General features: G+C 67.9%; 20 protein-coding genes and 1 tRNA gene. 2 read left to right on the top strand and 19 right to left on the bottom strand.

The features are described from left to right. Window positions 1-51: 51 nt before the first annotated feature. A complete protein-coding gene (gene rnr, locus F627_RS0109850; protein WP_019583960.1) occupies window positions 52-2,673 on the bottom strand; it encodes a ribonuclease R in 2,622 nt (873 codons plus the stop codon). A 378-nt stretch (window positions 2,674-3,051) separates the two neighbouring features. On the opposite strand from rnr, the gene F627_RS0109845 reads away from it, so the two are divergent. Next, window positions 3,052-3,138: transfer RNA gene (locus tag F627_RS0109845), tRNA-Leu, on the top strand. 262 nt (window positions 3,139-3,400) lie between these two features. On the opposite strand, the gene F627_RS0109840 is transcribed toward F627_RS0109845, so the two are convergent. From F627_RS0109840 to rpoE, 18 genes are all read right to left on the bottom strand, one after another. Then, complete coding sequence (locus F627_RS0109840; RefSeq protein ID WP_018877083.1) at window positions 3,401-4,702, bottom strand: adenylosuccinate synthase; 1,302 nt, start codon at window positions 4,700-4,702, stop codon at window positions 3,401-3,403. After that, window positions 4,702-5,886 (bottom strand): ATP phosphoribosyltransferase regulatory subunit, encoded by a 1,185-nt coding sequence (locus F627_RS0109835; protein ID WP_018882794.1) that lies wholly within the window; start codon window positions 5,884-5,886, stop codon window positions 4,702-4,704. Before F627_RS0109835 ends, F627_RS0109840 begins: the two co-directional genes overlap by 1 nt. 132 nt (window positions 5,887-6,018) lie before the next feature. After that, the gene (gene hflC / locus F627_RS0109830; RefSeq protein WP_018867232.1) at window positions 6,019-6,903 is read right to left on the bottom strand and encodes a protease modulator HflC; all 885 of its coding nucleotides are present in this window, start codon (window positions 6,901-6,903) and stop codon (window positions 6,019-6,021) included. Continuing rightward, window positions 6,903-8,126 carry an FtsH protease activity modulator HflK gene (hflK, locus tag F627_RS0109825; RefSeq protein WP_019583959.1) on the bottom strand — a complete coding sequence of 408 codons (1,224 nt, stop codon included), beginning with the start codon at window positions 8,124-8,126 and terminating at the stop codon, window positions 6,903-6,905. The genes hflC and hflK overlap by 1 nt, the downstream gene beginning before the upstream one ends. A gap of 126 nt (window positions 8,127-8,252) precedes the next feature. Beyond that, complete coding sequence (gene acpS, locus F627_RS0109820) at window positions 8,253-8,633, bottom strand: holo-ACP synthase (protein ID WP_018878829.1); 381 nt, start codon at window positions 8,631-8,633, stop codon at window positions 8,253-8,255. A 5-nt stretch (window positions 8,634-8,638) separates the two neighbouring features. Next, entirely contained in the window at window positions 8,639-9,406 is a 768-nt protein-coding gene (gene pdxJ, locus F627_RS0109815) for a pyridoxine 5'-phosphate synthase (protein ID WP_018867229.1), read from the bottom strand. A gap of 35 nt (window positions 9,407-9,441) precedes the next feature. Next, a complete protein-coding gene (locus F627_RS0109810) occupies window positions 9,442-10,101 on the bottom strand; it encodes a DNA repair protein RecO (RefSeq protein ID WP_019583958.1) in 660 nt (219 codons plus the stop codon). A 16-nt stretch (window positions 10,102-10,117) separates the two neighbouring features. Continuing rightward, window positions 10,118-11,041, bottom strand: a complete 924-nt coding sequence (gene era, locus F627_RS0109805; protein ID WP_019583957.1) for a GTPase Era — start codon at window positions 11,039-11,041, stop codon at window positions 10,118-10,120. Then, a complete protein-coding gene (rnc, locus tag F627_RS0109800) occupies window positions 11,038-11,715 on the bottom strand; it encodes a ribonuclease III (protein ID WP_018867226.1) in 678 nt (225 codons plus the stop codon). The genes era and rnc overlap by 4 nt, the downstream gene beginning before the upstream one ends. A 43-nt stretch (window positions 11,716-11,758) precedes the next feature. After that, complete coding sequence (locus tag F627_RS0109795) at window positions 11,759-12,115, bottom strand: DUF4845 domain-containing protein (RefSeq protein ID WP_018867225.1); 357 nt, start codon at window positions 12,113-12,115, stop codon at window positions 11,759-11,761. A 62-nt stretch (window positions 12,116-12,177) separates the two neighbouring features. Further along, the gene (gene lepB, locus F627_RS0109790; RefSeq protein ID WP_018877078.1) at window positions 12,178-12,948 is read right to left on the bottom strand and encodes a signal peptidase I; all 771 of its coding nucleotides are present in this window, start codon (window positions 12,946-12,948) and stop codon (window positions 12,178-12,180) included. A gap of 67 nt (window positions 12,949-13,015) precedes the next feature. Then, entirely contained in the window at window positions 13,016-14,824 is a 1,809-nt protein-coding gene (gene lepA / locus F627_RS0109785) for a translation elongation factor 4 (RefSeq protein WP_018867223.1), read from the bottom strand. Continuing rightward, window positions 14,821-15,060: a glutaredoxin family protein gene (locus tag F627_RS0109780; protein ID WP_017940958.1), complete on the bottom strand. Its 240-nt coding sequence runs from the start codon at window positions 15,058-15,060 to the stop codon at window positions 14,821-14,823. The genes lepA and F627_RS0109780 overlap by 4 nt, the downstream gene beginning before the upstream one ends. An 86-nt stretch (window positions 15,061-15,146) precedes the next feature. Beyond that, window positions 15,147-16,571 (bottom strand): DegQ family serine endoprotease, encoded by a 1,425-nt coding sequence (locus tag F627_RS0109775; RefSeq protein ID WP_018877077.1) that lies wholly within the window; start codon window positions 16,569-16,571, stop codon window positions 15,147-15,149. 82 nt (window positions 16,572-16,653) lie between these two features. Continuing rightward, entirely contained in the window at window positions 16,654-17,142 is a 489-nt protein-coding gene (locus tag F627_RS0109770) for a SoxR reducing system RseC family protein (protein WP_019583956.1), read from the bottom strand. A gap of 18 nt (window positions 17,143-17,160) precedes the next feature. Continuing rightward, on the bottom strand, window positions 17,161-18,135 hold the full coding sequence (locus F627_RS0109765) for a MucB/RseB C-terminal domain-containing protein (RefSeq protein WP_081619298.1): 975 nt from the start codon (window positions 18,133-18,135) through the stop codon (window positions 17,161-17,163). Window positions 18,136-18,141: 6 nt separating this feature from the next. Further along, window positions 18,142-18,705: a sigma-E factor negative regulatory protein gene (locus tag F627_RS0109760; RefSeq protein ID WP_018878313.1), complete on the bottom strand. Its 564-nt coding sequence runs from the start codon at window positions 18,703-18,705 to the stop codon at window positions 18,142-18,144. A 12-nt stretch (window positions 18,706-18,717) separates the two neighbouring features. Next, window positions 18,718-19,299 carry an RNA polymerase sigma factor RpoE gene (gene rpoE / locus F627_RS0109755; protein WP_018867218.1) on the bottom strand — a complete coding sequence of 194 codons (582 nt, stop codon included), beginning with the start codon at window positions 19,297-19,299 and terminating at the stop codon, window positions 18,718-18,720. Between the two features lie 144 nt (window positions 19,300-19,443). Between rpoE and nadB the strand changes: the two genes are divergently transcribed. Continuing rightward, the gene (nadB, locus tag F627_RS0109750) at window positions 19,444-21,084 is read left to right on the top strand and encodes an L-aspartate oxidase (protein WP_019583955.1); all 1,641 of its coding nucleotides are present in this window, start codon (window positions 19,444-19,446) and stop codon (window positions 21,082-21,084) included. The last annotated feature ends 146 nt before the right edge of the window (window positions 21,085-21,230 follow it).

The raw sequence follows: 21,230 nt of genomic DNA, 5'->3' as shown, positions 1-21,230 counted from the left end.
GGGATGCCGCGCCTCGCGATGGATGGCCCTGCGCACTCACCGGGCGGTACCTCAGGACGAGGAGGGACGCCGGCGACGGCTGCGGCGACGGCCGGAACCCGCGGGCTTCTTGCCCGCCGCCTGGGCTTGCGGCTCCGACTCGACGATGGTGTTGCCGTCCTTGTCGGCCTCCGGTCGCGGCGGCGGGACCGCCTCGTTGCCGGGTTCCGGGGCATCGGGAATACCCTCGTCAGGGTCGGACACCGGGGCCGCCTCGTTCCCCGGTTCGGGGGCCGGGTCCGGGGTCGTGTCACCGGAGGCCGAACCGCGGCGGCGACCCCCGCGACGGCGACGCTTCTTCTTCGGTGCCGGGGCCTCGTCGTCGGCGGCGGGGGCCTCCGGCTTGGCCGGAGTTGGTTCCACCGCGGCCTCGGCCGGGGCGGTCTCGGCATCCTTGCGGCGCTTGCTGCGGCGGCTGCGCTTCTTCGGCGGCGCGTCCGTCGGCTTCGGCTTGCCCGGTTCCCCGGCCAGCGCGAGGTCGATCTTGCGATCATCCAGACTCACCCGGGCCACCTGCACCTGCAGCTCGTCCCCAATGCGGAACACCCGCCCGCCGCGCTCGCCGGTCAGGGTGTGACGGGTCGGATCGAAGTGGTAGAAGTCATTATCCAGGCTGGTCACGTGGACCAGGCCCTCGATGTAGACATCCTTGATCTCGACGAACAGGCCGAACCCGGTTACGCCGGAGACCACGCCGGTGAAGGTCTCCCCGACCTTGTCCTGCATGTACTCGGCCTTCAGCCAGGCCTCGGCATCGCGGGTGGCATCGTCGGCGCGCCGCTCCGCCATCGAGCAGTGCTCGCCCAGCGATTCCATGTCGCTGTGCGAATACGGGAACGCCTTGCCACTGCCCTTGCGCAGCACATGACGAATGCCACGATGCACCAGCAGGTCGGGATAGCGCCGGATCGGCGAGGTAAAGTGCGCGTAGTCGTCCAGCGCCAGACCAAAGTGCCCGTCCAGTTCCGGGGCGTACACCGCCTGGCTCAGCGAGCGCAGCAGCACCGTCTGGATCAGCTGCTGGTCCGAGCGCTGGCGGGCGGCCTTCAGCACGGCGGTGTAGTCGGCCGGTGTGGGTTCGGCCCCGCCGCCCAGGCTCAGGCCCGCGCCATTCAGGAACTCGCGCAGCTCCTCGACCTTCTCCGCCGGTGGCTGGTCGTGGATACGATAAAGCGCCGGCACCTTGTGCTTCTTCAGGAACCGCGCCGCCGCGACGTTCGCCATGATCATGCATTCCTCGACCAGGCGATGGGCATCGTTGCGCTCGGTCGGGACGATCTGCTCGATCTTGCGGTCCTCGCCGAATACGATTTTGGTCTCGGTGGTGTCGAAGTCGATCGCGCCGCGGCGATTGCGGGCCGCGTGCAGGGCCTTAAAGGCCTTGTGCAGGGTCTCCAGATGCGGCATCACATGGGCGTTCTGCTCGCGCAGGGCCGTGTCGCCGTCGAGCATCGCCGCAACATCGTCGTAGATCAGACGCGCGTGCGAGCGGATCAGGCCCTCGTGGAAGCGATAGCTCTTCAGTGCCCCGCGCGCGCCGATCTCCATCTCGCAGACCATGCTCAACCGATCCACCTTCGGGTTCAGCGAGCACAGGCCGTTGGACAGGGCCTCCGGCAGCATCGGGATCACGTTGTCGGGGAAGTACACCGAGGTGCCGCGGGTGCGGGCCTCGCGGTCCAGGGCCGCATCCCGCTCGACATAATGGGACACGTCGGCGATCGCGACCCACAGGCGCCAGCCCTTGCCCTCCGGCTCGCAGTACAGGGCGTCGTCGAAGTCGCGGGCATCACTGCCATCGATGGTGACAAACGGCTTCTCGCGCAGATCCAGACGGCCCTTCTTGTCCTTCTCGGCGACCTCGGCACCCAGTGCGTCGGCGGCGGCCGTGACCTCGTCCGGCCACTCGTGCGGCAGGCCATGGGCACGGATCGCGATGTCGATCTCCATGCCCGGGGCCATGTGTTCGCCCAGGACCTCCAGCACATCGCCCTTCAGGCGCGCGGTGCGCGAGGCGGATTCGCGGATACGCACCACCACGATCTGGTCGTCCTGCGCCTCGCCCAGGCCGTCCGGCGGCACCAGGATGTCGTGGGTAATCCGCTTGTTGTCCGGGGTCAGGACACCGACCCCGTCCTCGATCTTCAGGCGCCCGACCACCTGGGTGGTGTTGCGCTCGAGGACCTCCACGATCCCGCCTTCACGGCGGCCGCGGCGATCCACGCCCATGACCCGGGCCAGCGCCCGGTCGCCATGGAATACGCCGCGCATCTGCTTGGGCGACAGGAACAGATCGTCGTCCTGCTCGTCCGGCACCAGGAAGCCGAAGCCGTCCGGATGCCCGATCACACGGCCGCGGATCAGATCTTCCTGGTTGACCGGCAGATAGGCCCCTCGGCGATTGCAAAGGGCCTGGCCGTCGCGCTCCATCGCCTTCAGGCGGCGGCGCAGGGCCTCGAGGCGATCGTCATCGTCGATCTGCAGCCGCTCCGCGATCTCGTCGTAGGACAGCGGATTGTCGGCTTCCTGCAGGAGCCCGAGGATGAACTCGCGGCTGGGGATGGGGTTGTCGTACTTCTGCGCCTCGCGCTCGAAGTTGGGATCGGCGGGGGTCTTGCGACGTTGTCTTGGCATTCAGTGAACTCTGTGGATGTTGCAATGGGCAGCCCTTCGCCGGGAACCGGCCGGGCGCGCAAGGGAAACGCTGATTCAGGTGCCCGCTCCCGCTCGAGCCGCTTTCCAGCGTGCGATCAAGGCGCGGTGAGTGCAGTGTAGCGGAGCGACACCAGCGGACCGCAACACCAGCGGGTACATGAATCGGCGCTTCCCGAAGCGCCCATTATGAGGCATGCAGAATTTTGTTGCGCAGCGCGGCTTCGCGCCGGCCCGCCGGCGCCCGTCCCGGACGGCGAATTTCGGCCCCCGGGGCGTTGACAGCCTCGCGGGCGCGCACTATATTGCGCGCTCCTGAAGCGCAGGACACTCGGTTTTCACCGCTGTGTCGTCCCTCGTGCCGAGGTGGCGGAATTGGTAGACGCGCTAGCTTCAGGTGCTAGTGGGGGTAACCCCGTGGAGGTTCAAGTCCTCTCCTCGGCACCATTTTTCTGCTTCAACACACTCCCTGAACCACCCCGTAACGCGCGGCATCCACATGGATGGCGTGGATTTTTTCGTGGGCGCTGCCTTCGCGGGCGCGGCCCGTGGAGCATTCACCCGGGCCATTCGCATGCCACATAGGCAAACCTCGACGCCGCTTCATACACACGCGTCATGCGCACCCGCGTGCACAGGCACCGGACCCCCGGGCCGGGGCATCACCGAAGCCCGCGCTTGCTGACGCCCCGACCGTCCGGGCGGGATATCAGCTGTCGAACGGGTCGCGCAGCACCAGGGTTTCGTCGCGATCCGGGCCGGTGGAGACCATATCCACCGGGACCCCGACGACCTCGCTCAGCCGCTCCAGATAGGCGCGCGCATTCGCCGGCAGCTTCGCGTACTCGCGGATCCCGACCGTGGACTCCGCCCAGCCCGGCATCTCTTCGTAGATCGGGGTGCAGGCCGCATAGGCCTCGGCCCCGGAGGGCGGCACCTCGCGGCGCTCGCCACCACAGTCATAGCCGACACAGATCTGCACACTCTCCAGCCCGTCCAGCACATCCAGCTTGGTCATGCACAGGCCGCTGATCGTGTTCACCTGGACCGCCCGCTTCAGCGCGACCGCGTCAAACCAGCCGCAGCGCCGCGCACGCCCGGTGGTCGAGCCGAATTCGTTGCCCTGGCGCGCAAGGTGCTCGCCCATGTTGTCGAACAGCTCGGTGGGGAACGGCCCCGCCCCCACGCGCGTGGTATAGGCCTTGGTAATCCCCAGCACGTAGTCGATGTCCCGCGGGCCCACCCCGGAGCCGGTGGAGGCGCCCCCCGCGGTGGTGTTCGACGAGGTCACAAACGGATACGTGCCGTGGTCGATGTCCAGCAGCGTGCCCTGGGCGCCCTCGAACATCACGTCCTTGCCCTGCTCGCGCAGCGCGTGCAGTCGCCCGGCCACGTCCGTGACCATCGGCTGCAGTCGTTCGGCGTGCGCCAGGCACTGCTCCAGCACTTCCTGCTGATCGACGGTCGGCGCCTTGAAGTAGTGCTTCAGCGCAAAGTTGTGATAGTCCATCACCTCGCCCAGTTTGGCCGCCAGGCGTTCGCGGTGGAACAGGTCGTCCAGACGCAGGCCGCGACGCGCCACCTTGTCCTCGTAGGCCGGCCCGATGCCGCGCCCGGTCGTCCCGATGGCCGCCTTGCCGCGTGCCTTCTCGCGCGCATGGTCCAGTGCCACGTGGTAGGGCAGGATCAGCTGGCAGGCATCCGACAGACGCAGGCGGTCGGCGACCGGCACCCCCTTGGCCTCCAGCTCCTCCATCTCCGTGATCAGGGCCTCGGGCGAGAGCACCACCCCGTTGCCGATCATGCATTCCACGCCTTCGCGCAGAATGCCGGACGGAATCAGGTGCAGAACGGTCTTCTCGCCGCCGATCACCAGGGTATGGCCGGCATTGTGCCCGCCCTGGAAGCGAACCACCGCGGCCGCATCCTCGGTCAGACGATCGACGATCTTGCCCTTGCCCTCGTCCCCCCACTGGCTGCCCAGCACGACTACAAAACGTCCCATCGTCATCAATGCTCCACTACCGTCCATTCGCCGTCGCGCTGCTCCAGACGCGCGCCGGCGGGTGATTCATTGTCCTGGCCATCCAGCTCGCGCACCACGCGCACCCCGCGTGCGCGCAGGTCCGCGATCGCGGCCTCCAGCGCCGCATCGCCGCTGGCCGGCGCACGCACGCTTTCCCGGGTCGGGGCCGCCACTCCGCCTTCGCGACGCACGAAGGCGCGCAGATCGGTACTGAACCCGGTCGCCGCCCGCGCCCGGCCGAATACCCGCCCGATGTCGTTATACCGCCCCCCACGGGCGATGGCCTGTCCGGAACCCGGGACGAAAGCGGCGAACACCAGCCCCGTGTGATAGGCGTAGCCGCGCAGTTCCGCAAGGTCCAGGTGCAGGTCCAGCCCCGGCTCGCCCGCCTCGAGGCGCGCGACCACGGCCTGCAGGTGATCCAGCGCCGCCTGAACCTCCGCCGGCGCGCCGTCCAGGGCCCGGCGGGCCTCGTCCAGTACCGTGGCGTCCCCGTTGAGATCAACCAGCGCCCGCAGGCGCGCGCAGGCGACCGGGTCCATGCCGGAGGCCTGCCAGGCCGCCAGGGTCTCGTCGATCTCGGGCACGCTCTTGCGCTGGAGCTGGTCAAAGAAGTCCTGCTCCTGGCTCTCGTCGAGGCCGGCGTCGCGCGCCAGGGCGCGATAGATCCCGACATGGCCGAGATCCATGCTCGGGCGGTCCACGCCGCAGACGGTCAGGGTGGCCAGCATCAGACGGATGATCTCGAGATCGCTGTCGATCCCGTCGTGGCCAAACAACTCGGCACCCGCCTGCAAGGGACTGCGCGAGCCGGACCATTCGTCCGCGCGGGTACGCAGGGCGGTACCCACGTAGCACAGGCGATTCGGCCCCTGCACCCGCAGGCGATGCGCGTCGATACGTGCCACCTGCGGGGTCAGGTCCGCGCGCACACCCATCATGCGCCCGGTGAGCTGATCGGTGAGCTTGAAGGTCTGCAGATCAAGGGCATGCCCGGCCCCGGTCAGGAGGGATTCCAGATACTCGGCCAGGGGCGGCATCACGAGGTCGTAGCCCCAGGTGTCGAACTGGTCCAGCACGCGGCGCCGGAGCGCCTCGAGACGCCGCGCGGCATCCGGCAGGGCCTCCTCCAGGCCGTCCGGCAGCAACCAGCGGTTGATATCGGTCATGTCATCCCTGTCCTTGTCCTGTCATCCACCACGCCCGGCCCGCCGTCCGGCAAAAGTCGGGCCCGGATACTTCCGGGCCCGTTGCAAACGGCGACCTTCGGGGCGGCCGCAGCCACCCGGTTTCCGCCCCGCTCAGCGGGGCGGCAGCGGCGCCGGACGTTCGCCCCCGGGGGCATTGAAGTACTGGAAGAACTCGGAGTTCGGTTCCAGGATGAAGGTGCTGTTCTCGCCGCTCATGCTGTTGCGGTAGGCAATCAGGCTGCGATAGAAGCGGAAGAAGTCCTGGTCCTCGCCGAACGAACGCCCGAGGGTCTCCGTCGCCCGGGCGTCACCGGCACCGCGGATCTCCTCGGAGTCGCGATAGGCATTCGCCAAGATCACCGTGCGTTCGCGGTCGGCCCGCGAGCGGATGCGCTCGGCCTCTTCCTGGCCGCGGGCCCGGAAGTCCTGGGCCACGCGCTGACGCTCGGCCCGCATGCGCTCGTACACCGACTCGGATACCTCGTCGGGCAGATCCATGCGGCGGATGCGCACATCCACCAGATTGATACCCAGCTCCTGAGCGGTCTCCAGTGCCGTCTGACGCACTGCGCCCATGATCGTCAGGCGCTCGCCAGCGACCACATCCTGCAGTTCGAAGCGGGCGAACTCGTTACGCATCCCGTCGCGCAGGATCTGCGCCAGGCGCTCCTCGGCCAGACGCTCGTCGCCGCGCGTGGCGCGGTAGAACTGTCCGACATCGTCGATCCGCCACTTGGCGTAGAAATCGACGATGATGTTCTTCGCCTCGGAGGTCAGGAACCGATCCGGCGGGATGTTCAGCGTCATGATCCGTGCGTCGAACTTCTCGACGTTCTGGATCAGCGGGAACTTGAAGTGCAGGCCCGGGGCCGGGTCGACCTCGCGGATCTCCCCCAGGGCAAACTTGATCACGCGTTCACGTTCGTCAACGGTGTAGGTCGACAGGGCAACGACGATACCGAGCACGACCACGGCAATACCGGCTATGCGGAGCATTAGCGCACCTCCCGCGAACGCTGGGCGGCCGGGTCGCGATCACCCAGCCGGCTGCTCGTACCCGAGCCACTGTTGCTGAAGACACTGCGGCTGGTATCCAACGGCCGCGGTGTCGGTGTGTCGCCGGAGCTGTTCCCGCTGCGCGCGGCGCCCTGGAACAACTGATCCAGCGGCAGCATCATCAGGTTGTTGCTGCTGCCCACGTCCAGCATCAGCTTGCGCGAATCCTCGAGCACGGCCTCGACCGCCTCCAGGTAGAGACGATCCCGGGTCACATCCGGGGCCTGCTGGTATTCGGCCAGCAACTGGTCAAAGCGCGAGGCATCACCCTCGGCCCGGGCGATCACCTGATCGCGATAGCCCTCGGCCTCCTCGATGATGCGGGCGGCCTGACCACGGGCCCGCGGGATCACGCCATTGGCGTAGGCCTCGGCCTCATTGCGGAAGCGCACCTCGTCCTCGCGGGCGCGGATCGCGTCGGCGAAAGACTCCTGCACCGGTTCCGGCGGCTGCGCCTGCTGCATGGACACGGCGGTGACGATGATGCCGGCACCGTAGGCGTCCAGGTTCTCCTGCATCACCACGCGCGAGGACGAGGCGATCTCGCCACGCCCCTCGCCGAGAATGAATTCGAGGTTGTTCTTGCCGATGCGCTCGCGGATCGCCGACTCCATCACCCGGTTCACCGTGGCGTTCGGGTTGCGGACATTGAAGAGATAGTCGACCAGGTCGAGGATGCGGTACTGCACCGCGATATCAACATCGATGATGTTCTCGTCGCCGGTCAGGATCAGCGCGCGATGCTCGAGCGTCCGGACGTTGTCGACGTTCTCGATCTCGATGCGCTCAATGGGATAGGGCAGATGCCAGCCCGGCCCCGGGTTCTTCACCTGCTGGAACTCGCCGAAGCGCAGCACCACGCCGCGCTCGCCTTCCGAGATGATGTGGAAGCCGGACGCCAGCCAGACCACCAGCGCGATGATCAGGCCGAGGCTGACCAGGGCCTGGGCACCCCGGCCCATGCCGCCACTGCCGGAACCGCCCGAGCCGCCGTTGCCGCCCCCGCCGAAGATACCATTCAGCTGACGCGACAGCTTGCGCATCATCTCCTCGAGGTCGGGGGGCTGATTGCCACCCCCGCCACCGCCACCGCTACCGCGCTGGCCGCCACCACCCCCACTCCAGGGGTCGCGGTTGTTGTTTCCCGGTTCGTTCCAGGGCATTGACTGGACTCCGTCGCTCGCTCAGGGCTGGCCTGCCGCGGCATCTGCGGACACCGGCAGGCATAAGGAGTCACATTCTAGGGAGCCGCCCCAACCCGGGCAACCTCGCCCGGAGGGAAAGGCGGGTTACTCGCCACCCTCGAGGACCACGAAGGCCTGGGCGTATTCGCGTTCGTCGCTGATGCTGAGATGGATCGCGCGCACACCGAGGCGGTCTGCGGTGGCCCGGGCCCGCCCGGCCAGCACGAATTCGGGGCGCCCGCGCGCGTCATGGGTCACCCCCGCCTCCGCCAGCGCCATGTCGGCCCCGACCCCGCAGCCCAGCGCCTTGGCCAGCGCCTCCTTGGCGGCAAAGCGCCGGGCCAGAAACCCGGCCGGTTCATGGGATGGCAGATCGGCCTGCTCCAGCGGATGCAGGATGCGCTCGGCGAGGCGGCGGCCGTGGCGCTCCCACATGCCGCGCATGCGCGCGACCTGCACCAGATCGGTCCCGATCCCGAGGATCATCGCGCTCAGACCGGGTACTGCCCGGCCGGCAGCCCCTGGCGGGCAGCATCCATCAGCCCGCGCATGTGACTGACCGCCTCGGGCAGGCCGGTAAACAGGGCCCGCGCGACGATCGAATGCCCGATATTGAGCTCGTGAAACACCGGGTTGGCCGCGATCGGGCGCACGTTGTCGTAGTCCAGCCCGTGGCCGGCGTTGATCACCAGACCCATCTCCCGGCCGGCGGCAGCGGCCTCGTTAATGCCGGCGAGCAGGCGTTCGCGCTCGGCCGCATCACGGGCGTTGGCATAGGCACCGGTGTGCAGCTCCACCACCGGCGCGCCAATGGCCACCGCCGCCTCCAGCTGGCGCGCATCCGGCTCCACGAACAGCGAGACCTCGATCCCCGCGGCGGTCAGGGGCGCGACAAACTCGCGCAGGCGCTCCAGCTGCCCCACGGCATCCAGCCCACCCTCGGTGGTCAGCTCCTCGCGCTTCTCCGGCACGATGCAGCACGCCTCCGGGCGCAGCCTCAGGGCAATCGCCTGCATGCCCTCGGTGGCCGCCATCTCCAGGTTCATCGGGACCTTGAGCCGGGGCTTGATCCCGAAGACATCGTCGTCCTGGATATGGCGGCGGTCCTCGCGCAGGTGCAGGGTGATGGAGTCTGCGCCGCTGGCCTCGGCCAGGCGCACCGCCTGCATCAGGTCCGGATACGGCGTATGCCGCGCCTGGCGAATGGTGGCGATGTGATCGAGATTGACCCCGAGCTTGAGCGGAGCAGGATGCGACATGAGGCGATGCCCTTGGTTGGATGCGGTCCCGAAGCCTACAGCAGACCCCGGGTGCGCAGGGGCCGGCCGGCCAGGTGGATGTCGATCAGCCGGCGCATGAAGTCGCGACTGACGCGGGCATGATTATCCGGCACGTCCTCCCCGGTGGCCAGCGCCCGCAGCGCCGAACCGGGGATCGACTCGCCCCGTCCGGCGGCCACGGGCTCCAGTCCGGCCTCCGGGTCGTAGCGATACCAGCCATCCGGGTCCAGCTCGGCCGGCTCGACATGCTCCAGCCCGGAGTCCAGCGGGGCAAGCAGGGCCCATTCGGCACGACGCAGGACGGTATCGGCGCGTTCGCCCGCAGCCAGCCGGGCGTAGGCGGACAGCAGCGCGGGCAGGGCCTCCGGGATCGGGGCCTCGCGCGGGTACAGGCGCAGGATCAGCTCGTTCAGGTACAGCCCGCAGACCAGGGACCGTCCGGTCAGCGGGAAGACCCGCTGCTGCTCGGCGACGCTGAGGGTGGGCAGTTCACCGCGCCCGCGCCAGGCCAGATCCAGCAGCACGAACGGCTGGACAGACCCAGCCTTGCCGCGCACCACCGCCGACAGGCGGCCGCTCCCGGCGGTCAGCAGATCCAGCACCCGGCTGTTCTCGCGCAGCGGGCGGGCGTGCAGCACGACCCCCTGGGTGACCGCCGACCCCGCGCCACTCATGCCCGTCGCGGGGCCCTCACCGGGGTTCTTCGATGCCGAGTTCGCGCAGGGCCCGCGGGTTGCGGGTCCAGTCGGCCTCCACCCGCACGGTCAGGGACAGCATGACCTTGCGCTCCAGCAGTTCCTCGAGCTGAACGCGGGCCGCCTGGCCGATGCGCTTGAGGCGCTGGCCACCCTTGCCGATCACGATCCCCTTCTGGCTGTCGCGCTCGACCAGGATGACCGCGTCGATGTGTGTCGTGCGTGGCTCGTCCGACCAGTCCTCCACGCGCACCGCCACCGAGTACGGAACCTCCTGCCCCAGATGCTCGAGCATGGATTCGCGGATCATCTCCTCGGCGCGAAAACGCTGAGGACGATCCGAGAGCTGATCGGGGTCGTACAGGAACGGGCCCTGCGGGAGGTGCCCCCGGATCTCCGCGATCAGGCCCTCCAGATTGGAGCAGGTCTTCGCCGACAGCGGCACCACGCCGGCATAGTCGAAACTCGCGGCCCGGGCCTGGATGAACGGCAGCAGCTCCTCCTTCGCGCGGAACTGGTCGACCTTGTTGATCACCAGCAGCGCCGGGCGCCCGGAATGCCGAATGGTCTCTTCGATGCGTTCGTCGCCCGGGCCGAACTGGCCGGCCTCGACGATGAAGCAGACGAGGTCGGCATCCGCCAGCGCCTGGCTGGCCGTGCGGTTGAGGACGCGGTTCACGAGCTGGGTGCGCTCGGTGTCGATGCCGGGCGTATCCATCAGCACAATCTGGTCCTGCCCCTCGGTCACGATTCCGAGGATGCGGTTGCGCGTGGTGTGGGGCCGCCGGGTCGTCGCCGCCAGCTTCTCGCCGACCAGACGGTTCATCAGCGTGGTCTTGCCCACGTTGGGCCGACCAATCAGCGCGATCAGACCACAGCGCGTGGATTCGCCCGCGGGGCGGTCATCGGTTTCGCTCATTGTTCCTGTACCTGTTGCAGGCGCTTCAGGGCGGCCTCGGCCGCGGCCTGCTCGGCGCGGCGCCGCGAGGAGCCCTGGCCGCGCTGCCCCCAGCCCTGGGTGGGCAGGTGCACCGCCACGGTGAACTGGCGCTTGTGATCGGGGCCGGCCACCTCCAGCACCTCGTAGACCGGAAGCTCCGCATTGCGGCCCTGCAGCTGTTCCTGAAGGCGGGTTTTCGGGTCCTTCAGCGACTCGGCCGACGGCAGATCCTGCAGGCGCTCGGCGTACAGCGCCAGGGTGAACTCGCGCGCGGCCTGCATGCCGGCCTCGCGATAGGTCACCCCGATCAGGGCCTCCACGGCATCCGCGAGGATGGAGTCGCGGCGCTGACCACCACTCTTGCGCTCGCCCTGGCCCAGGTTCAGCGTGCCCTCCAGTCCCGTCTCGCGCGCCAGCGCGGCCAGCGACTCGCGATTGACCAGCGCGGCACGCAGGCGGGTCAGGTCGCCCTCCGGGGCGTCCGGGAGCTGCTCGTACAGGGCGTCGGCGATCACCAGGCCCAGCACGGCATCCCCGAGGAATTCGAGACGCTCGTTGTTGCGCCCGCCGGCACTGCGGTGGGTCAGCGCCTGGCCCACACCCTCGCCATCGCGCACGGCCGGCGGCAGCAGGCTGCGAAAGTCACGACTCACGAAAACACCCCTGGAGGCATGCAACGGATCGACGCCGCCCTCCTCAAGGGGCGAGTGTCTCGCTGTTCGAGAAGCGTGCCACCACGTCCACGTTGCCGAGGAATTCGCGGCGCACCTCGTATTCCAGGTTCAGGCGGCGGCCCTCCCCGTGCTCGGTCACGCTGAAGTTGTCCTCGCCGATCCCGTCGTATACCGAATTGATCTGGAACCGGCGATTGATCTCGCGCCACAGCTCGCGCTCGCTCTTGTCGGCGGCGCCGGTCTGGGTGGCCACATCCTGCATGATCGAGCGCACGGTGAGGAACTGGGTGTACTGCGTACCCATCTTGATCACGAAGGTGCCGACCAGCAGCGCGAGGAAGATCAGCGCAAGAATCGTCACCGCGCCCGCGCCCTGCATCGAGTGTCTGGAATGTCGCATGAATACCCTGCCCCTGGTTGCCTGCTCCCGCGGAATACGGCCTAGCGAATCGCCTGGCCGATCCGGGAAAAGTCCCGATGGCCTTCATTGTAATCCCAATGCAGCCAGATGAAGAGCGCCCGGCCCACCAGGTGCTCCTCGGCGACGAACCCCCAGACCCGGCTGTCGTTGGAGTTGTCGCGGTTGTCACCGACCATGAAGTAGTGACCGTCGGGGACCGTGACCGAACCGTCGAGGCTCGCCTGCTGCTCGCGCATCAGGGTGTTGTAGGTGCGTCCATCCAGGGTCTCCTCGAACATCGACGCGCCCGACATGACCTGCCCGGAGCCCTCGCCCTCGAAGGTTCCAACCCGCTCGGCCGGCTGCGGCTCGCCATTCACGTACAGCACGCGATCGCGGAACGCGATGGTATCGCCCGGCAGACCGATGACCCGCTTGATGTAGTCCTCTTGCGGGTTGCGGGGATACTTGAACACCACGACCTCGCCACGCTCCGGCTCGCCGGTATCGAGGATCTTGGTGCGGGTGACCGGCAGGCGGATCCCGTAGGAGAACTTGCTGACCATGATGAAGTCGCCCACCAGCAGGGTGGGCATCATCGACCCGGAGGGGATGCGGAAGGGCTCGGCCACGAACGAGCGCAGGATCAGCACGATCAGCAGCACCGGGAAGAACGAACGCGAGTAGTCCACGAACCAGGGCATCGCCCGCTGGCGCTCCGGGCTGCGACGCCGCCGCAGGATCACCCAGCCCAGCCAGATCAGGCCGGTCACGGCGGTTGCCAGCACCAGGATCAGTTCGAGATTTGCCATGCCGTGTCCTCTGTTCCCGGCCCGCCGGGGAGTGCCCGACGGCCCTTCCGGGCCGCAGGCCTGATTGTCACTTCTTGTCGTCGTCCACCGACAGCACCGCCAGGAAGGCCTCCTGCGGCACATCCACCTTGCCGATCGACTTCATGCGCTTCTTGCCGGCTTTCTGTTTCTCCAGGAGCTTGCGCTTGCGGGTTACGTCGCCGCCGTAGCACTTGGCCAGCACGTTCTTGCGCATCGCCTTGACCGTGGCGCGCGCGATAATCTTGGAACCGATCGCCGCCTGGATCGCCACCTCGTACATCTGACGCGGGATGATCTTGGCCATGCGCTCGATGATCTCGCGCCCGCGCGACTCGGCATGGTCGCGATGCACGATGGCCGACAGCGAATCCACGCGGTCGCCATTGATCAGGATGTCCACGCGCACCAGCGGCGCCGCCTGGAAGCGCAGCGGCTGGTAGTCGAACGAGGCATAGCCGCGGGTCGCGGACTTCAGGCGATCGAAGAAGTCGAGCATCACCTCGGACATCGGCAGCTCGTAGGACAGCTGCACCTGGCGCCCGAGGTACTGCATCTTCGTCTGCACACCGCGCTTCTCGACACACAGAGTGATCACCGCCCCTACATACTCCTGCGGGACCAGGATATTCGCCTCGATGATCGGCTCGCGGATCTCGGCCACCTCGTTGTTCGCCGGCAGCTCGGAGGGGTTGTGCACCGAGACCACCTCGCCGTCGTTGCGCTCCACCTCGTAGACCACGGTGGGCGCGGTGGTGATCAGGTCCAGGTCGTATTCCCGCTCCAGGCGCTCCTGCACGATCTCCATGTGCAGCATGCCGAGGAAGCCGCAGCGAAAGCCGAACCCGAGCGCCTGCGAGGTCTCCGGCTCGAACGACAGCGCCGCATCGTTCAGGCGCAGCTTGTCCAGCGCCTCGCGCAGGTCGTTGAAGTCGTCCGCACTGACCGGGAACAGCCCGGCGAATACCCGCGGCTGGATCTCCTGGAAGCCCGGTACCGGCTCGTCCGCCGGGTTGTTGAAATCGGTGAAGGTGTCGCCCACCTTGGCCCCGGAGATGTCCTTGATGGTCGCGATCAGATAGCCGACCTCGCCAACCTCCAGCGTCTTGCGGTCCACCGGCTTGGGCGTGAATACGCCGACCCGGCTGACCTCGTGCGCCCGCCCCACCGACATCGCCTTGATCTTCTGGCCCGCGTAGAAGCGTCCGGCCTTGACCCGCACCAGCGCCACCACGCCCAGGTAGTTGTCGTACCAGGAGTCGATCACCAGCGCCTTGGGCGCGGCCTCGGCATCGCCCTCCGGTGGCGGGATCCGGCGCACGATCTCCTCCAGCAGCTCGGCGATGCCCTCGCCAGTCTTGGCGGAGACGCGCAGGGCATCCGTGGCCTCGATACCGATCACGTCCTCGATCTCCGCGGCCACCCGGTCTGGCTCGGCGGCGGGCAGGTCGATCTTGTTCAGCACCGGGACGACCTCGAGCCCCTGATCGATCGCGGTGTAGCAGTTGGCGACACTCTGCGCCTCGACGCCCTGCGAGGCATCCACCACCAGCAACGCACCCTCGCAGGCATACAGCGAGCGCGAGACCTCGTAGGAGAAGTCCACATGCCCCGGGGTGTCGATGAGATTCAGCTGATAGCGCTCACCGTCCTGGGCGTCGTAGTACAGCGAGACGCTCTGCGCCTTGATGGTGATCCCGCGCTCGCGCTCCAGATCCATCGAGTCCAGCACCTGCTCGGACATCTCGCGTTCGGTCAGGCCATGACAGCCCTGGATCAGGCGGTCCGCCAGCGTGGACTTGCCGTGGTCGATATGCGCGATGATGGAGAAATTGCGGGTAAGGCGGGTTTCGGTCATGCAGGGGCCAGTTGGTCCAGCAGTGCCTTTCGGTCGAGGAAATGGCAGCAGAGAATGTCGCCGTCGACCGCAAGCACCGGGACCTTGACGTTGAAACGCGCCTGCAGCTCCGGGTCCTCGTCGATGTCGACGACCGTAAGCGCGAAAGTATAACGGCTTTTGAGGGCCATAATCTCGGCCAGCATGTCATGGCAGAGACCGCAGCTCTCGCGGTGATAAAGCGTCAGTTCGGTCATCCGCAAACGATCGGGAGGGCTGCCGCCGGGCCGACAGCCCTCCCTTGCTCCATGGCGGCCCCGGGGCGTGCGCCCCGAAGGCGGTCTCAGTCCCGCGGGATGCGCAGGGCGATGTAGGTCGGGTTGTCGCCGCGATACACCAGGACCGGCACCGTCCGCCGGTCGCCAACCTCGGCGATCTGCTGCTCCAGCGTCTCCGCCGAGTCGATGGCATGGCCGCCGAACTGCACGATCACATCGCCGGGGCGCAGGCCGGCGGAACGCGCCGGGTTGTCGACGACCTCCCGCACGACCACGCCGGCGTCCACGTCCAGCTCCGCGGCGCGTTCGGCCTCCAGCGGCTCCAGGACCATCCCCAGCAGGCTCTGCGGCTCGGTCCGCTCCGGCGTCTGCCGCTGTGGCCCGCCACGCTGGGCCGAGATGTCGTCCGGCAGGCGCTCGATCTCGACCGTGATGGTGCGGGTCTCTTCACCGCGGCGCACTTCCACCTCGGCCTCGGTGCCCACCGGCGTGCGCCCGACGATCGGCGGCAGAGCGGAGGAGTTGGGCACCTCGATGCCGTTGAACGACAGGATCACGTCACCGGTCTCGAAGCCGGCCTTCTGCGCCGGGCTGTCGGCCTGCACTCGCGCGACCAGGGCGCCAGTGGGCTTGTCCATGCCGAAGGAGTCGGCCAGCTCGCGCGTGACCTCCTGGATCAGCACGCCCAGCCAGCCGCGCGTCACCTCGCCGTGTTCCCGCAGCTGCTGCACCACGTCCTCCACCATCTCGATGGGCACGGCGAAGGACAGGCCCATGAAGCCGCCCGTGCGGCTGTAGATCTGGGCATTGATGCCAATGACCTCGCCATCCAGATTCAGAAGCGGCCCGCCCGAGTTGCCCGGATTGATCGCCACGTCGGTCTGGATGAACGGGACGTAGTTCTCGGTCGGCAGGTTGCGCCCCTTGGCGCTGACGATGCCGGCGGTGACGGAGTGATCGAAGCCGAACGGCGAACCGATCGCCAGCACCCATTCGCCGACCTTCAGGTCGGACGAAGAACCCAGCTTCAGGGTCGGCAGGTCCTCGGCGTCGATCTTCAGCAGGGCCACGTCACTCTGCGGGTCCTTGCCGACGATCTCGGCGTCGAACACGCGCCGGTCGGACAGATGGACGACGACCTCCGAGGCTCCGTCCACCACATGGTTCGCGGTGATGATGTAGCCATCCTCGGTGTAGATGAAGCCGGAACCCAGCGAGTTGCGTTCGAAGCTCTCCGGGGCGCGCTCGCCCGAGCCGCCCGGACCGCCAAAGAAACGCTCGAACAGGTCCTCGAAGGGCGTGCCCTCGAAGTCCGGCATCTGGCCGCGATGCGGATTCTCGCGCTCGCGGGTAGTGGCGATGTTCACCACCGCCGGGCTGTGTTCCTCCGCCAGCGGCACGAAGTCCGGCAGCATGCGCGCCGAGGCCGGCAGCGACAGGGCGAGAAAGGTCAGGGCCACCAGTGCCCATTGCATCGGTTTCATCATCATCTGATCCGCATTGGGAAGTCGAAGGTTCAACGCTCTAGAAAGCCGCACCCACCCGCAAGTTCCCGCGGGCGCACACAGACCCTCAGGGTCGCGGCGTGAGCACGGAGCCGGCGGAGCCATGCACCCCCGAGGCCGGATGACGCTCCAGCAGCACCGGCGCCAGAGCCGGCGCCCGACGGCGCAGCCAGACGCGTACCGCATACAGGCCCGCGGCAAAGCCCAGGGCGCCGGCGAGCAGGTGTATTCCCTCGCCCAGCCCGGGCGCGACCAGCATCATCAGGCCGGGCGCCGCCACCAGCCCGGCCAGTGGCAGCAGGTACATTGCAAGGGCCCCTGAGACCAGGGCCTGGTCACGGATCCCCAGGGTCACGGTATCCCCGGGCTGCAGCGTTCCAGGATGCCCGACGGTCACCTCCACCGCCTTGCGACCGAGAACCTCGGAGAGCACCCCGCTGCCGCAGCCCGTACGGGCCGAACAGCTGCCGCAGGTCGACTGGCGCTCAATGCGCACGCGCGCCGCATAGCCCTCCACCGACAGCACAATGCCCTGTTCGCGGATCCATTCACTCATGCTACGCCCCGCGAGGGATCATTCACCGGAGTGGTACACGATCGCATCCAGCACACCCTGAACCGTGGCCCGCGGGACGTCGCCCACCGCGGTTACCTGGTGCCCGGCAATCGAGCGGGCCGCGCCGTGCGTGGCGCCCGCGCGGGTCGTGCCCTCGAACATCCGCTCGCCACTGGTCTTTTCGATGTACACCGAAACCGACGCAAGGCCGTCGCTCAGCACGAAGTGGCGCAGACGGGCCTCGCCATCCCCGACCGGACGTTCGGTCGCGGCGATCGCGGTAAAACCGTCCGGCAGCGCATCGAAGTGCCAGCCGTCCATGCCCGTCTGTTCGTCCCATTCGGGCTTTTTGTGGCCACGATCGGCCCGCACTTCGACCCGCTCCGCGTCTTCCTGCGTGGGCTCGAGAGCACCCTCGGCGACCTCCTCCAGGCGCTCGAGACTGGTGAACGCGAGACGTTCCAGCAGATGGCCATGCCCGTCGTACAGCTCGCTCAGCAGCGGGAGCGCGGTCTCCGTGTGCAGGCAGTAGCGATGACTGTAGCGCAAGGTATCGCGCGCCCGCGCCAGGATCATGCGGCAGTCGAGACCGGCCACCCGGTCCGCGCCCATGTCCTTCAGTTCATAGTGATCGTGGCGCTCAAGCAGGAACACCGGCGCACCGGCCGGTCCGTGCGGGGGCTCACCCGCCGCCGCCCGGGCACCCTTCAGGGCACTCAGCCGGTCGACCGAACGCAGGATCTCGCGCGGGGCGCCGGTCAGGGTCTCCAGACGTTCACGGTAGCCACCGTTCTCGGCGGCATGTACCACACGGATGGCGTCCAGCCGATCGTCGCGCTGGAGCACGAAGGTCCCCTGGTAACTCTCCGAGTGCAGGCTGCCGGTCATACGCTGCAACCAGTCGGCGGGGGACGCCTCCCCCGCCAGGACCGGCAAAGGCAGACAACAAAGCGCGGTAGCGGCAACCAGGGCGTACGCGAGGCTGCGGCGCATCACGCGTTACTCGTCACTCACCGAAAAGCGAACACGACCCAGGGCGGTGGACCCCGGCCCCATCAGTTCCGCATGGTTTTCGAGGTATCGGGCAAAGCGCGGATCCAGGCCTTCCGGCTCGGTGGCCGGCGCCTCGGAACCCGTGGTGCTGACCCGCTGGATACCGTCGACCAGCTGCGCCGGCGTGCCCTCGCTGGCGACCGGCGTCGCCTCCGGCGCACCCGAGTCGGGGCCGATCATCTGCATCCCGACCAGGGTGACCATCGCGACCGCAGCGGCGACGCCAGTACCGGCCACCGGCTTCAGCCAGCGCGGCTGATCCGGCTTGCGCGCGACCGACAGCGGGGCCTCTTCGGCCAGGGCCGCCTGGACGCCGTCCATGAAGCTCGCGGGTGCGGTGCGACGCATCCCCCCGCGCAGACTGTCGCCGATCAGGTGATAGCGTTCCCAGCGGGCCCGGTCCTCCTCGGACCGCACCAGTTCGTCCATCAGGCGACGCGTCTCGAAGTCATCCGTTTCTCCGTCCACCAGGGCCGACAGACGTTCGTTCTTGGAGACTTGTTCTTTCATGGCGCTACTCGTTCAGTTGTTGTCTAGCAACGGACGCAAGGTCCGGTCGATGGCCTCGCGGGCCCGGAAGATGCGCGAGCGGACGGTGCCGATCGGGCATCCCATCGTCTGCGCGATCTCCTCGTAACTCAGTCCCTCGATCTCGCGCAGCGTGATGGCCATCCGAAGGTCGTCGGGCAATTCCTCGATGGTGCTACGCACCGCCCCTTCAATCTCTTCGGACAACAGCTCCCCCTCCGGGGTTGCACTGTCCTTCAGGGCGGAGTCACCGCCCATCTGTTCCGCGTCCTGCGCATCGACCTCGGCCTCGGGCCGACGCCGTCCCTGGGAGACAAGGTGGTTCTTGGCCGTGTTGATGGCGATGCGGTAGAGCCACGTATAGAACGCACTCTCGCCGCGAAAGTTCGCCAGCCCCTTGTAGGCCTTGATAAAGGCCTCCTGGGACACATCCAGGGCCGCCGCATGGTCATGGACATAGCGCCCGACCAGGTTGACGATCTTGTGCTGATACTTCAGCACCAGGATGTCGAAAGCCGCCTTGTCGCCGTTCTGAACTCGCTTGACCAGGGCCTCGTCGGAAGCCTTCTCGCTCATGCGGGGACTCCCGCCAGCACACCGGTCTCCGGTAATCTATGGTGCATGGACCGCCTGACTCGCATTAAGTTCGCTTTGCGCACAACACTGTTGCGCAAGGGCCACATTTTGCTCTGGCAACAAGCGCAGCACGTTACCTGACCCATGGGGACAGTACAACAACCGCGCCTGGCGGACGTCCTCGTGATCGGAAGCGGCGCGGCGGGGCTCTCCGCGGCCCTGCACCTGGCCCCGCATCGACGCGTCACCGTGATCAGCAAGGGTCCGGTCGACGAGGGTTCCACCCGCTATGCCCAGGGCGGCATCTCCGCAGTACTCGACCGCACCGACTCCTTCGACGCCCATATCCAGGACACCCTGGACGCCGGTGCCGGCCTGTGCGACCCGGACGCCGTGCGCCGCACCGTGGCGGCGGGCCCCGAGGCCATCCACTGGCTGCTCAACCTGGGCGTGCCGTTCACCCGGGAACCCCTGGAAGGCCGCAGCCGCCTGCACCTCACCCGCGAGGGCGGGCACAGCGCGCGCCGCGTGGCGCATGCCGCCGATGCCACCGGCCGCGCGATCGAGGAGGCACTGGTGCGCAACGCCTCGGGCCAGGGCAGCATCGAGGTCTTCGAACGCCATGTGGCGGTGGACCTGATCACCCAGCCGGTGGATGGCAGCCGCCGCGTGATCGGCGCCTACGTGCAGGACGCGAAGACCCGCGAGGTGGAGACCCTGCTGGCGCCGACCGTGATCCTGGCCACCGGCGGGGCCAGCAAGGTCTATCTGTACAGCTCCAACCCGGACGGCGCGACCGGCGACGGCATCGCCATGGCCTGGCGCGCCGGCTGTCGCATCGCGAACATGGAGTTCATGCAGTTCCACCCGACCTGCCTGTTCCACCCGAAGGCGAAGTCGTTCCTGATCTCCGAGGCGGTGCGCGGCGAGGGCGGGGTGCTGCTCCTGCCCGACGGCGAGCGCTTCATGCCGCGCTTCGACGAGCGCGCGGAACTGGCCCCGCGGGATATCGTCGCCCGCGCGGTCGATCACGAGATGAAACGCCTCGGCATCGACCACGTGAACCTCGACATCAGCCACAAGCCGGCCGAGTTCATTCGCGAGCATTTCCCCACGATCTACGAGCGCTGCCTGGAATTCGGCTTCGACATGACCCGGGAATCGCTGCCGGTTGTCCCGGCTGCCCACTACACCTGTGGCGGCGTGATGGTGAACCACTTCGGTCAGACCGACCTGCCCGGGCTGTACGCCGCCGGCGAGGTGTCCTACACGGGGCTGCACGGGGCCAACCGCATGGCCAGCAACTCGCTGCTGGAGTGCCTGGTCTACGCCCGTGCCGCGGCCGATCACATCCTGTCGCAGACCGATCTGCCCGCCCCCGAGCAGCTCCCGGTCCCACCGGCCTGGGACGAGTCCCGGGTCACCGAGTCACAGGAAGAGGTGGTGGTGGCCCACGACTGGGACGAACTGCGCCGCCTGATGTGGGACTACGTGGGCATCGTGCGCGCCCGCGAACGGCTGCACCGCGCCGAGCGGCGCATCCGCATCCTGCAGGAGGAGATCCACGAGTACTACAGCCACTTCCGCATCTCCCCGGACCTGCTGGAGCTGCGCAACCTGGCCATGGTCGCCGAGATCATCGTGAAGAGCGCGCTGTCGCGCCAGGAGAGCCGCGGCCTGCACTATATCCGCGACTACCCCGACACCGATCCGGCCCTTGACGGTCAGCCGACCATCCTGGCGCCGGACAACGCCCTGCGCCCGGGCGACACCCGCCGCCCGTAAGCCAGCCCGTCATTGCGAGTCGCCACAGGCGACGTGGCAATCGATGTGCTCAGCCACCTGATCCCGGCGCACTGCCAGCGTTGGGAGATTACTCGCTCCGCTCGCCCTTCGGGCCGGCCTGCGGCCGTTCAACGCAGCTTCGCTGC

This window comes from Thioalkalivibrio sp. ALE16 (assembly GCF_000381305.1).
Classification (GTDB): domain Bacteria; phylum Pseudomonadota; class Gammaproteobacteria; order Ectothiorhodospirales; family Ectothiorhodospiraceae; genus Thioalkalivibrio.
This window is presented reverse-complemented; position numbering and strand designations above follow the sequence as displayed.